This is a genomic window from Synechococcus sp. KORDI-100, from assembly GCF_000737535.1.
GTDB lineage: Bacteria > Cyanobacteriota > Cyanobacteriia > PCC-6307 > Cyanobiaceae > Parasynechococcus.
Genome location: NZ_CP006269.1, coordinates 2,738,684 through 2,752,284 on the forward strand (window position 1 = coordinate 2,738,684; position 13,601 = coordinate 2,752,284).

General features: G+C 60.0%; 9 protein-coding genes. 4 read left to right on the forward strand and 5 right to left on the reverse strand.

The window, feature by feature from the left end; all coding sequences use genetic code 11:
- The first annotated feature begins 40 nt into the window (after positions 1–40).
- Both speA and KR100_RS14100 read left to right on the forward strand, forming a co-directional pair.
- Entirely contained in the window at positions 41–1,972 is a 1,932-nt protein-coding gene (gene speA / locus KR100_RS14095; RefSeq protein ID WP_038547365.1) for a biosynthetic arginine decarboxylase, read from the forward strand.
- Positions 1,969–3,861 (forward strand): CHASE2 domain-containing protein, encoded by a 1,893-nt coding sequence (locus tag KR100_RS14100; protein ID WP_051847580.1) that lies wholly within the window; start codon positions 1,969–1,971, stop codon positions 3,859–3,861. Before speA ends, KR100_RS14100 begins: the two co-directional genes overlap by 4 nt.
- On the opposite strand, the gene KR100_RS14105 is transcribed toward KR100_RS14100, so the two are convergent.
- The 5 genes from KR100_RS14105 to alaS form a co-directional block, all read right to left on the reverse strand.
- Positions 3,815–4,468, reverse strand: coding sequence for a hypothetical protein (locus KR100_RS14105; protein ID WP_038547369.1), 654 nt, complete (start codon positions 4,466–4,468; stop codon positions 3,815–3,817). The two genes, KR100_RS14100 and KR100_RS14105, sit on opposite strands and share 47 nt — an antisense overlap.
- Positions 4,469–4,535: 67 nt before the next feature.
- Positions 4,536–6,029: a mechanosensitive ion channel family protein gene (locus KR100_RS14110; protein WP_038547372.1), complete on the reverse strand. Its 1,494-nt coding sequence runs from the start codon at positions 6,027–6,029 to the stop codon at positions 4,536–4,538.
- Between the two features lie 30 nt (positions 6,030–6,059).
- Positions 6,060–6,377 carry a DUF3307 domain-containing protein gene (locus KR100_RS14115; RefSeq protein WP_239420356.1) on the reverse strand — a complete coding sequence of 106 codons (318 nt, stop codon included), beginning with the start codon at positions 6,375–6,377 and terminating at the stop codon, positions 6,060–6,062.
- Positions 6,378–6,585: 208 nt separating this feature from the next.
- On the reverse strand, positions 6,586–7,272 hold the full coding sequence (locus tag KR100_RS14120; protein WP_038547375.1) for a Crp/Fnr family transcriptional regulator: 687 nt from the start codon (positions 7,270–7,272) through the stop codon (positions 6,586–6,588).
- Positions 7,273–7,285: 13 nt separating this feature from the next.
- The gene (gene alaS, locus KR100_RS14125; protein WP_038547378.1) at positions 7,286–9,955 is read right to left on the reverse strand and encodes an alanine--tRNA ligase; all 2,670 of its coding nucleotides are present in this window, start codon (positions 9,953–9,955) and stop codon (positions 7,286–7,288) included.
- A gap of 25 nt (positions 9,956–9,980) precedes the next feature.
- On the opposite strand from alaS, the gene KR100_RS14130 reads away from it, so the two are divergent.
- On the forward strand, positions 9,981–10,397 hold the full coding sequence (locus tag KR100_RS14130; RefSeq protein ID WP_038547380.1) for a hypothetical protein: 417 nt from the start codon (positions 9,981–9,983) through the stop codon (positions 10,395–10,397).
- Complete coding sequence (locus tag KR100_RS14135; RefSeq protein ID WP_038547382.1) at positions 10,394–13,588, forward strand: DEAD/DEAH box helicase; 3,195 nt, start codon at positions 10,394–10,396, stop codon at positions 13,586–13,588. Before KR100_RS14130 ends, KR100_RS14135 begins: the two co-directional genes overlap by 4 nt.
- Positions 13,589–13,601 lie beyond the last annotated feature (13 nt).

The window sequence follows — 13,601 nt, forward strand, 5'->3', positions numbered from 1 at the left end:
CTAATGCCTCTATCTTTCGAAGGTTTTCCAGCGGCTCGCCATGGTGCTGACCGGAACGAAGCAGTCCTGGTCTGTGGCGCGCAGCGCTGAGCTCTATGGCTTGGATCGCTGGGGAGATCCCTATTTCTCGATCAACGCCAAGGGCAACGTGGTGGTCCAGCCCCGTGGGGATCGGGGCGGCAGCCTCGACCTGATGGAGCTGCTCAGGGGACTTGAAGCGCGCGATCTGCAGACACCGTTGCTGATCCGTTTCGACGACATCCTTGAGGATCGGCTTGAACGGCTCCATGCCGCCTTTGAGCGCGCCATCGCTCACTACGACTACAGCGGGCGCTATCAGGGTGTGTTCCCGATCAAGTGCAACCAGCAGCGGCATGTTGTTGAACATCTGGTGGAGGCTGGCGACCGCTGGAATTTCGGGTTGGAAGCCGGCAGCAAAGCTGAACTGCTGATCGCGCTCTCACTGACCCGCAACCCCGACGCCCTGCTGATCTGCAATGGCTACAAGGATCGCCGTTACATCGAGACGGCAATCCTGGCTCGTCGACTCGGGCACCAGCCGGTGGTGGTGATCGAACAGACGGACGAAGTCGAGCGGATCATTGCCGCCAGTCACGACCTGGGAGCCTCGCCGTTCATCGGCATCCGCGCGAAACTGTCAAGCCGCAGTACCGGCCGCTGGGGAAGCTCCGTCGGAGCACGGGCCAAGTTCGGCCTCGACCTCGCCGAAATGCTCCAGACCGTGCAAGCCCTTGAGAAGGCTGGGCTTCTCAAGGACCTTCGCTTGCTGCACTTTCACATCGGCAGCCAGATCAATGACATCGCCGTTCTCAAAGATGCCCTTCAGGAAGCCGGTCAGATCTATGTCGAGCTGACCCGTCTCGGCGCTCCGATGGGATTTCTGGATGTCGGCGGCGGGCTTGGGATCGACTACGACGGCAGTCGGACCGCCTCTTCAGCCTCGACCAATTATTCCCTGCAGAACTACGCCAACGATGTGGTCGCCACGGTTCGGGAGTGCTGCCAACCCCATGGAATCCCCGTACCGACCTTGGTGAGTGAAAGCGGCCGGGCCATCGCCAGCCACTTTTCGGTCCTGGTCTTCAATGTTCTGGGCTGCAGTCACACACCGGAGGAGGAGCCGCCACTGGAGCCGGAAGAACCTCTCCCAGTCCGCAACCTCCGTGACACGCTTGGCCAGATCCGCAGCCTGAGTGAACACGACACTGCCCTGCTGCAGGAGGCCTGGAACGATGCCATCAAATTCCGGGATGACGCCATGGCCGCTTTTCGGCTGGGGTACATCCGACTGAATCAGCGCGCCAAGGCGGAGCAACTCACCTGGACCTGTGCCAGGGAGATCAGTCAGCGGCTGCCGAAGGATCAACCCATCCATGAAGACCTGCGTGGTCTGCAACGGGCCCTCTCGTGCACCTACTACGCCAACCTGTCCGTGTTTCGATCAGCGCCGGACACCTGGGCCATCGATCAACTCTTTCCTGTCATGCCGGTCCACCGACTGAATGAACAACCAACGGAACTGGGACATTTCGCCGATCTGACCTGCGACTCGGACGGAAAGCTGGCGAAATTCATTGATTCCGGCCAGACCAAATCGCTGCTTGAGCTTCACAAGCTGAGGGATGGTGAGCCTTACCGCGTCGGCATGTTCCTTGGCGGGGCTTATCAGGAGGTGATGGGAAACCTGCACAACCTGTTCGGAAGCACCAACGCCGTCCATGTGCGCCTGAATCCCGGTGGAGCCGGGTATGTGCTGGACCATGTTCTGCGGGGAGATACCAATGCCGATGTGCTGGAGGTGATGCAGCACGATCCCGAACTTCTTCTGGAACGCCTGCGGCAGGGTTCCGAGGCGGCCATCCAACGTGGAGATCTCGACATCAGCGACTCCCGCCGCCTTATGGATCACCTCCGCCTCAGCCTGGGACAGACCACCTATCTGGAGGAATGACCTCTCCCGCCCAGCTGGCCCGGCGGATCGCCCCCTACCTGGGAGCCTTCGTTGCGCTTGTGCTGCTGCGCACCACCGGACTGGCACAGACCATTGATCTTGTGCTGTACGACCTGGTGATCCACCGACGACCGGCCGAGTCCGGCCAGACGACGGACATCACCCTGATCGGGATCGAGGAGAGCGATCTCAGGCGCTTCCAATGGCCGGTGGACGATGCCTTGCTGTGCCGTGCCATTGACACTCTCCATGGCAACGGAGCGATTGCCATCGGCTTTGATCTCTACCGGGACGTCGGCGTGGGTCCACAGCAGCAATGTCTGCGGGATCGGTTCAGGACGAACCCGACTTTGATCTCGATCTCCAACGTGGCCGCCGGCATCGGTCCAGTCCCCGGGACGCCGGCGAAGCGGCAGTCCTACAACGACATGACGGTGGACGCCGATGGTGTGCTACGCCGTGATCTTGTGCACGTCACCGGCCAGGATGAATCCATGGTGGCCTTTCCCATGCGGGTGATGGAGGTCGCCACGGGAGACAGCAGCCTGCGCAGGGCGATCGAAGCTGGGACCCACCATGGCGCCTGGGTCGGTGCCAACTCCGGGGGCTACCACAACGAGGCGGAAGCCGACCTCGGCGTTCAGAGTCTGCTGCTGTTCCGGGAGCCCGGCAGCTACCGCCAGTACAACCTCGGCCAACTCCTCGATGGTGAGATTCCTCAGGAGTCGATCCGGGACAGGATTGTGCTGATCGGCAGTACGGCTCCATCCTTGCGCGATCTCTTCGAAGTACCCCACAGCCGCTTCCATCAGGGAAGCGAGCTGTTCCAGATTGCAGGCCTGGAAATCCATGCCAATCGCATCGCCGCCCTGCTGGACCAACGCAGCCAAACAATGCCGGTCGGCTGGATCATGCCCGGTTGGGGCAATCTCTTGCTCGTGCTGATCAGCGGCATCGGTGGGGTGCTGCTGGGCGAACGCATCCAGAAACTGCAGCGCAGTGAGATGGTGACCTCAGCGGCCGCAGCCAGTCTCGGCGGAGGGCTGTTGCTGCTGCTGTCCCAACTGCACGTCTGGATTGGTGTGGTGATGCCCGTCAGTGCACTTCTCGGCATGAGCGGTGCCGCCTGGGTGCGACGCGGAGCCATCAGCCAGCAGCATTCGCAACAGATCCGTCGGCTGCTGGGGCAGACCACCTCACCGGCCGTGGCTCAGCAATTGTGGAATCAACGGGAGGACCTGCTGCGAGACGGACGCTTCAAGGGTCAGCAGCTGCCTGTCACCGTGCTGTTCATCGACACAGCCGATTTCACTTCGGTCTCTGAACAGCTGGAACCTGGGGAGCTGATGGATTGGCTAAACCGAGGCATGGCGGTCTGCATTCCCGCTGTCACCCGTCGGGGTGGAATGGTCAACAAATTCACGGGCGATGGAATGCTGGCTGTGTTCGGAGTACCCATTCGCTCTGATCCCGCAGCCGAAGCCGCAGCCGCCATCGAAGCTGCCATCGAGATCAACACCGGACTCCTACAGCTGAATGAGGAATTCCTGCGACAGCAGGCGCCGCAGATGCGGATGCGCGCCGGCATCAGTTCAGGAGTGGCCCTGGTGGGATCGATGGGCAGCTCAGAGCGGATCGAATACGCCGTGATCGGGGATTCTGTGAACTGTGCGTCCCGACTGGAGAGTCTGGAGAAGACCCGTCATGAGGGCGCACTGCGTGTTCTTGTGTCTGACAGCACCTTGAATCTGCTGGATGCTGAATTTCGAGATCGCCTGCCCCTGGATCACTGGGGGCCGATTCAGGTGCGCGGTCGCGAAGCGGCCATCTCGGTGCACGAACTCAGGATGGACACAGCACCGGCAGACTGGCCGGCCAGCCAGCACTGATCACATCGGCCAGGCCAAACGTCGACAGCGTCGCCTCGGTGGGCACAGACGTTCCACAGCTGCGACGCAGACCTCCGATCGCCCTGTCGACGGCGGAATCCTCCGGACTCCGACTGGGCAAAAGCAGGCTGACAGCCGGCGGAAACGACGTCGAGACGAAAGCGAGCGGGTCCTCTGATTCACCAGCCTCAGACCCACACTGGAAAAAGGATTCCCACACCGTGGGCTGCGTGACCGGAGCGACGCGGAAAACAAGGATTCCAGCTGGTGCCGAAGGGACGATTCGGGACGGACGCGGAGCTCCGGAATCCGGCTTCAGGTGAATGCTGAGGGGCACCGGCGTCGCCGTGGGACCCAGCAGAACAGCGAGATCTCCCGACGGCGGCAATCCATAGACACTGGTGTCCGGCACGAGATGCGCCACCAGGCGACTGGAACATTCACCACGTGTGCCCCCCCCAACCCGACGACCGGGGAAACGACTGCGGGGATCGGTTAGGCCATGGGGGCTGAGACCCAGGCTGCAACTAATCAACCCTGCAATCACCAGGGCCACGCCGCAGCCGCGAAACCGGACTGACTGGAGCTGAACGAATGAAGGTTTCAAGAGCGACAAGAGCTCAGCAGCTCAATGCTGACGACATCGGAGGGAGGCGGAAAGCAGACCATCTCAATTATTTGGAGAAGAACTTGTTGAAGGTCTGTGTCATTCGATCCATCAGACTGAGTTCAAATGATTTTTGCTGATCAGGTGTAAAACTGCGATGAGCTGCCTCTCGGCAGGTCATCACCTTGGCGAAAGCTTCCATCGCTGTCTCATTCTTGAGGAAAACATCCTCAATCCGCTGCTGACTGATTTCCTGAAGCAGAACATGACCAATTGCTTTGACAGACGCCGTGCGGGACGCATTGGTCAGTGCAGCAATTTCACCGAAGATCATGCCCCGCTTCAGCTTAGAGATTTCCACAAAATGCTCCCCTCCGGAGGGATCAGCGATCAAAACAGAGCAAACACCCTCCAACAGCACATACATCGATCCGCCGATCTGACCACTGACAACGATGATTTCGCCAGGTCCAAATGCAAGCGCCTTATCCTGACAGACAATGCCATGAATCTCTTTATCAGACAGAGATTCGAAAAGATCGATGGATCGCAACAGTTCAAAACTTTGTGACTGAATGAACTGCTGCCTTTCCGAATGCAAGCGCCGAGCCGAATGGTGAGTATGAAGGTCAATCACAGGATAGGGAACAGAATAGCCGGAGCGCTCCAGCTCATACCACACACAAGAGTAAATTTCGGTTTTTATCTTATGGCGAGCCCCGAAATCCTCAACAAAAAATTTCAACACATATGAAATACACGAATCATCGAACGAGCGAATGGCAACTACATTATGCGATTGCTCGACGACTCCTTCCTGACGGTCGAGGACGCGCCTGAGCAGAGCAATCGCTTCTCCTGGAGGCATGTCGTATGAAAGACCAATCTCAACGGTGAGCCGATACCGGGAGTCGGTAGGTCTTGAAAAATTGATTACTTTCCCGCTATCAATGAATGAGTTTGGAAACACAATCATTCGATCATTGATATCATCGTAGAGATAAGTGCTGTTCCAGGTCACATTATCAACGCGTCCTTGTTTGTCGTCTATTTCAACCCAGTCGCCCACGGCGAACTGACGCTCCACCTGAACCGTCAAAGCCGACGATATGTTGCTGATCTGTGAGGCGGATCCTGGGCCAACAATGAACGCCAGGCCGCCAAGAATGGCCGCTGAACCGACCGTGGTCAACAAACCCTGACTCCTCAGTTCAGCCGTCACAACAATGGCTGATGCGGCAACAAGGGAAAAGTCCTTGAGAATGCGTGGTGGCGCCATCCCACGCGAACTCAGGCGAGCGGAAAGTGCCCAGATCAAATCCAGAATGATCTCAACGACAGCGACATAAACAGCGGTTTTGGCAACCAGACGGATCCAATCAACAACGTCACCCTGAATGCCAGCAGCCACAAGGAATCGACTTATCAGAGCGGCCGTGATCGAGACCCTGAAAAACACCATGCTGGGGATCAGCCTGCTGAATCTCAAGAGCTGCAACTGTCGAATGCGACCGAGTACAAAGGTGAGCACCCAGAGGGCGGCCAGCAACGCAACAGTCATGTCAGTACTGGCGAACAAGGCAGGACATGATCAAACCATTGCCATGATGACAATGACCCATAGAACTTTGCAAAAACAATGCAAGAACTGATCAACGAGCAGTGAATATCCTATTCTGCACTTACCAAAATCAATACAGAAGTGTGAGACCATTTCTGCAAGGCCCAGCAGTGGAACACCAGTCAATAACGCCACAAAAAATCCATGGGTTGCCGTATGCGCGGTGAGCCACCATTTCCAATCCATCGTGACATCACTACCAGGACATTTTTCAATGGCCATCCTGTCTCCCTGCAATGGATAATCTGCAACAAAATGCCCAAGAATCAGAATGATCAGAAGATCCAAAGGTTGCTGAAAAGAGCTCAACATCAAAGGCATTCATACCCCATGCTTATGACCTCGGATCAATAACGAGCCTAGGCAGGAACAACCTCTCCAGCAAAACTCAAGCCCTCCTGAGCACGTCAATGAGCTGCCGACGCAGTCGACGTTGTCTCCACAGCATGGCTCCGTTCCCCGTGGCTCCCCCGATCAGGTCCGACGATCCCGGTTCTCAGTCGATCAGGCCACGTTTGATCAGAGGCTGAGGATCGACGATCTGCAGAGAACCCTGCTTTTCCTCCACGGTCCCCCGACTGCGAAGCTTGCTGAGCGTCCGGGAAGCCGTTTCGCGTGCCAGCCCGGCCAACAGAGCGATTTCTTTCTGTGGCAACGGAGGAATCAGGGCGAGTGGATCATTCTCCTTCGAACTCTTTCGCGCCAGGTAGGCCATCGCATCAAGAAGTCGCGATGTGGCGTCTGCCGTCTGGAGAGCAAACCGTCGATTCAGATCCCGCAGCCTGGTGGTTTCGAGTGTGGCCAGGGCCAGAGCGAACAAAGCGCTCTGACGCAGCAACGTCGAGAACGGTTGGATCCGCAGCTTCACCAACCGAACAGAGGTCAACGTGACCACATCAGCAGATCGAACCGATCCATCCACGGCCACCAGTTCACCGAAAACATCTCCCGCACCCAAAAGAGACATCACCACTTCTTCACCATCAGCGGTGTAGGTGCGGACCTTGGCCAGGCCGGACAGCATCAAAAACACGGACTCGCCCCAGTCCTGCTCCATCACGAGAATCTGATCAACGGCGTGCTGGGTCTCTCGATGACGATCGAGAAGCTGCCGCAGCTGGTCCTGCTCCAACGGAGCGAACAAAGGAGCCTGAACAAGTTCATCGGGCGTCAGAGGCGTCATGGCACGATTCCGATCAGGAGGAGGACAGCGCGACGATCAAGTCCTGGTTGGCACTCTGAAGGGCCTCGCTTAAAGCAGCACCGTCCCTCCCCCCAGCTTGGGCCAGATTCGGACGACCGCCACCGCCGCCGCCGCAGAGCTTGGCGATGCCGCCGATGAACTTGCCCGCCTGGAGACCTGAGCCGATCACATCCTTCCCGAAGGCAGCCACCAGAATCACTTTTCCCGTATCAGATGGGTCCGGCAGCCCCCCCAACACAACCGCGGCCATGTCACCCAACCGCCCAACCAGAGTTTGTGCAGCACTCTGCAGACCAGCTCCATCGACCCCATCGAGACGTGTGACCAACAGCGTGAATCCGCTCACCTTGATCGCGCGTTCAGCCAGAGCAGCCGCTTTCGCCACCGCCAACTCCCCCTGCGCTGCTGCCAGGGCCTTGGCCGTGTTCTTGAGTTCGTCCTGAAGCGCCGCCACCCGATCGACGATCTCCGGTGGCTGCACCTTGAAACGGGAACTCAGCTGCTTCACCACAGCGTCCCGCTCATTCAGATAGGACAGCACTGCAGGACCGGCAACGGCTTCAATCCGGCGAATGCCGGCGGCAACACCGCTTTCGGCGACGATCTTGAACAATCCGATCTCAGCGGTGTTGACCACATGGGTGCCGCCGCAGAGCTCCATCGACACGCCCGGAACATCGACAACCCGCACAACATCGGCGTATTTCTCACCGAACATGGCAACGGCTCCAGCTGCCTTGGCCTTCTCGATCTCCATCTCGGCAACCCTGAGCGGATGGGCCTCAGCGATCCAGTCATTGATCAGGCTCTCGACCCGTTCCAGCTCCTCCGTGGTCACGGCACGGGGGCAGTGGAAATCGAAGCGAAGGCGTTGAACATCAACCAGTGATCCAGCCTGGCCGATGTCGGGATCCACCACCTGCTTCAACGCCGCCTGCAGGAGATGCGTTGCCGTGTGATGGGCCTCAGCCAAGCGACGAGACCTTCGATCCACCTGGGCGGTGATGCTGTCACCGATCGCCAGCTGACCGCGCTCAATCCGGCCGGTGTGAACGAACACGTCGCGGTGACGACTCACCGACTCGATCGAAACAATCACATCACTGCCGGTGAGCACACCCCGATCGCCGACCTGACCACCCCCTTCGCCATAGAACGGTGTTGCCTCAAGCACCACCTGGACTGCATCCCCCGCACCGGCGTGAGTGACGGGTTCCCCGTTCGCAACCAGGGCCTGAACGATGCTGGAGCGTTCGAGTGACTGGTAGCCATCAAAACTGGTCACCTCAAGATCGGAGACCACCCGATCAATCGCGTCCTGCAGGGTGAGGTCGATGCTGACGGCTGCCGCCTTCGCGCGCTGCCGCTGAGCATCCATCGCCGCCTCAAAACCGGAGAGATCCACACCGAGACCATGCTCCTCAGCGATCTCCTGGGTGAGTTCCAGCGGAAAACCATAGGTGTCATACAGCTCAAAAGCCTGCTCACCGCTGATCTGAGCCGGCTCAACGGCAAGCAGGTCGGCCAGCATCTTCTCGCCCCGTTCCAACGTCTCAAGAAAACGGGCTTCCTCCCGTTGCAGCTCCGAAAGAATCACATCGCGACGCTCCAGAACCGAGGGATAGGCTCCCTGGAGCAGGCTGATGGCCGCTTCGCCCATGGTCTTCAGAAACGGTTGATCAATCCCCAGCAGTCGTCCATGACGGACGACCCGGCGAAGCAGACGTCTGAGGATGTAGCCGCGGCCGAGATTGCTGGCGCTGACTCCATCACTGATGAGTTGCGTCACAGCTCGGCTGTGGTCGCCGATCACCTTGAGAGAGGTCTGTCCGGCAACGTCGAGCTTGTGGTAGTCAACGTCTGCCAGGGAGGCAGCAGCCTGAATCAGCGGAAAGATCAGATCTGTCTCGTAGTTGTTGGGAACCTTCTGAAGGATCTGTGCCATCCGCTCAAGACCCATGCCGGTGTCGATGTTGCGGTTGGCCAATGGTGTCAGCGTGCCGCTGGCGTCGCGGTTGTACTGCATGAACACCAGGTTGTAGAACTCGATGAAGCGGTCGTCGTCTTCAAGATCAATCGCGTCATCTCCGAGTTCAGGCCTGAAGTCGAAATAGATCTCCGAACAGGGACCGCAGGGCCCGGTGGGACCAGAGCTCCAGAAGTTGTCCTCTTCATCCATGCGGATGATGCGTTTCGGATCCACCCCCACCACATCTCGCCAGATGGCTGCGGCTTCATCGTCTTCCCGGAAAACACTCACCACGAGGTTGCGAGGCGCGATGCCGTAGACGGTGGTGCTGAGCTCCCAGGCCCACTCAATCGCCTGCTGCTTGAAGTAGTCCCCGAAGGAAAAGTTCCCGAGCATTTCGAAGAACGTGTGGTGGCGCGCCGTGCGGCCCACGTTTTCGATGTCGTTGGTGCGGATGCACTTCTGACTGCTGGTCGCCCGAGCCGCCGGACGCTCACGCTGTCCCAGAAAGACGGGCTTGAAGGGCAGCATCCCGGCAATGGTGAGCAGCACCGTGGGGTCGTCGGGGATCAGCGACGCACTGGGAACAACCAGGTGTCCACGCTCCTCGTAGAACCGCAGGAACGCCGCCCGAATCTCCTCACCAGTCCGGGGCGCAGACGCTGCAGAAGTCGACGAAGCCGCGGCAGCCATGAACGTAAAGGCAGTTCCAGACGTCATGATCGCTCCTGAACCTCCCGAAGCCTTGGCCGATCCACCAAGCGATTCCGAGGTCAGGTCCCGGCTTCGCCTCGTCTCGATCGGCTGGGCCCTTCTGGCCGGAATCTGCGCCGGACTGTTCAGCCTCGGGTGGGGCCTTGAGGAGGCTGTCCGCTCCGGTGGGTGCGGTGTGTTCTACGGATTGCTGGCCTTCCACCTGCAGCGGGTGGATCCGGATGATGGCCATCTGCAGGCTGGACTGGTTGGTGCCGTCTGCGGCGTGCACAGTCTTGGCCTGCCTCTGAACCTGGAGACCTTGCAGGCAGACGCTCTGGCATCATTATTGGTAGAGCTTCTCAAGGCTTGGCTGCCGTTGATCGGCAGCGCAGTCCTGCTCCACGGCACCCATCGCTTCCTGCCCGCGTCGCGGCCATGAGCCTGCTGCACGCCACCTGGCTTCCCGCCATCCGCACTCCCAGCAGTTCCGGACAACCGGCACTGCTTGTTTGGGCTGACACCTGGCGAGTCGCGACACCGGCCGGACCAGGACTGACGCCAGCCTCCCATCCGTTCACCCTCGGCGAGCAAGACCTTCGAGCCTGGCTGAGTGAGCGCGATCTGGCTCCACCCGGCAGCATCGATGCCACCGCCTGCCTCACCCTGCCGAGCCGATCGGTTCGACCGCGTAAAGCGCGAAACCAATCCAGCGATCCCCCTGCGGAGGACGAACCGGCTTGGACCGGTCTGCCGCTCCAGGCCGGCGAACCCATCCCCAAACAGACCGAATGGTGGCCCTGGCAGGTGCAGGGTCTGGCTCTGGAGCCCTCAGCAGCGACGGAGTGGCTGTGCAGACTTCCCCTCTCCGGCCGCCATCCCGATCTGGCGGAGGAGTTGCGGTGGTGGAGCCATCTGCAACGCTGGGCCCTCAGTCTGGTGGCCCGTGGTCGCTGGATTCCCCAGGTCGAGCTGAGCAAGGGTGAGGGGTATCCCCACAGAGCCCGCTGGGTACCGCTGCTGAACCGGGAGGAAGACCGCAGACGCCTTGAGGATCTCGCTACCAGCCTGCCGCTTGTCGCGACCTGTGCCCTGCCCTGGCGCGAACCCATGGGGAGACGCAGCAACCGGATGACTCGCCTGCGTCCCGAGGCGATGCGGGCCGCCAACCCGGTTGCCTGTTGTCGGCCCAGAAGTGGTCGTCTGCGCGTGGCGACGCTGCTCGAGGATCTTGTGGATGCTCTGCTGCGCAAGGACTTTCAGCCCGATCTCGATGCCCTGGACCCCCTGCTGAGCGCCTGGCAGCACGCACTGGGGTCAGAGACAGGCGTGATCGATCTCGGTGAAGAGGATGCGGAGCGCCTGTCCAGTACCAGCCTTCACTGGCGAGAGGGCATCGCCGGCGATGTCGCCGCCGCCAGAACCTGCCTGGAGCTTCAAACACCGCCCGAAGGGGAAGACCTCTGGGAACTGCGCTTCGCCCTGCAGGCGGAAACGGACCCGAGTCTCAAACTGCCCGCAGCGTCGGCCTGGGCTTCGGGAGCCAGCACCCTGCAGCTGGGGGAGGTGAAAGTCGAACAACCCGGCGAAGTCCTGCTGGAAGGACTCGGGCGTGCCCTCACCGTCTTCCCGCCGATCGAGCGGGGGCTCGAGAGTGCCACACCGGAAACGATGCAGCTCACGCCCGCCGAGGCCTTCGTTCTGGTGCGCACGGCTGCACGCCAGCTGCGTGATGCCGGTCTGGGGGTCGATCTGCCGGCAAGCCTCTCGGGGGGTCTGGCCAGCCGACTCGGCCTCGCGATCAAGGCGGAACTGCCCGAACGATCGAGCGGTTTCACCCTTGGGGAATCACTGTCCTGGTCGTGGGATCTGATGATTGGTGGCGTGACGCTCACGCTCAGGGAACTGGAGCGCCTCAGCGGCAAACGCAGTCCCCTCGTCCGCCACAAAGGGGCCTGGATCGAACTGCGTCCGAACGATCTCAAAAACGCCGAACGGTTCTGCGGTTCCAACCCGGAACTCAGTCTCGATGACGCCCTGCGACTGACGGCCACGGAAGGAGAGCTGCTGATGCGGCTTCCGGTGCATCACTTTGAAGCCGGTCCAAGGCTTCAGGCCGTTCTCGAGCAGTACCACCAGCAGAAAGCTCCGGATCCACTACCGGCTCCGGACGGGTTCTGCGGCCAGCTGAGGCCCTACCAGGAACGGGGGCTGGGGTGGCTGGCCTTTCTGAACCGCTTTGACCAGGGCGCCTGCCTGGCCGATGACATGGGTCTCGGCAAAACGATCCAGTTGCTGGCCTTCCTCCAGCACCTCAAAACCGAACAGGAACTGAAGCGACCGGTGTTGCTAGTCGCGCCAACCTCGGTGCTCACCAACTGGAAACGGGAAGCGGAAGCCTTCACGCCTGACCTTTCCGTGCGCGAACACTACGGACCGCGGCGTCCCTCCACTCCCGCTTCCCTCAAGAAATCCCTGAACGATGTGGATCTGGTCCTGACCAGCTATGGACTGCTGCAACGGGACAGCGAACTCCTGGAAACCCAGGACTGGCAGGGAGTCGTGATCGATGAAGCCCAGGCGATCAAGAATCCCGGTGCCAAACAGAGCCAGGCGGCTCGCGATCTGGCCCGAGCCGGCAAAAACAGTCGGTTCCGCATTGCACTGACAGGAACTCCGGTGGAGAACCGGGTCAGTGAGTTGTGGGCCCTGATGGATTTTCTCAACCCCAAAGTCCTGGGAGAGGAGGATTTCTTCCGCCAGCGGTACCGCCTGCCGATCGAGCGCTACGGCGACATGTCGTCGCTCCGTGATCTCAAGGCCAGGGTGGGGCCTTTCATCCTGCGACGACTGAAAACCGACAAGGCGATCATCTCGGACCTACCCGAGAAGGTTGAACTGAGCGAATGGGTTGGTCTCAGCAAGGAGCAGAAATCGCTTTACAGCAAAACCGTGGAGGACACCCTCGATGCCATTGCCAGGGCTCCTCGCGGTCAACGTCACGGTCAGGTCCTGGGTCTGCTGACCAGGCTGAAACAGATCTGCAACCACCCTGCCCTGGCCCTCAGGGAAGAGACGGTCGACAGAGAGTTCCTGGGCCGTTCCGCCAAATTGCAGCGTCTCGACGAGATCCTTGATGAGGTGATCGAGGCGGGAGACCGCGCCCTGCTGTTCACCCAGTTCGCTGAATGGGGGCATCTTCTGCAAGCCTGGATGCAGCAGCGCTGGAGAGCTGAAGTGCCCTTCCTGCATGGAGGAACGCGCAAAAGCGACCGCCAGGCCATGGTGGATCGCTTTCAGGAAGACCCCCGCGGACCGCAGCTGTTTCTGTTGTCTCTCAAAGCTGGAGGCGTTGGCCTCAATCTCACCCGGGCCAGCCATGTGTTTCACCTTGACCGTTGGTGGAACCCAGCCGTCGAGAATCAGGCAACCGATCGCGCTTATCGCATCGGCCAAACCAGCCGGGTCATGGTGCACAAATTCATCACCAGCGGCTCCGTCGAAGAGAAAATCGATCGGATGATTCGCGAAAAATCTCGCCTGGCAGAGGACATTGTTGGGTCCGGGGAGGAATGGCTCGGCAGTCTTGCGGGAGATCAGCTGCGAGACCTCGTGGCCCTGGAGGACAGCTGATCATGGGGAGACA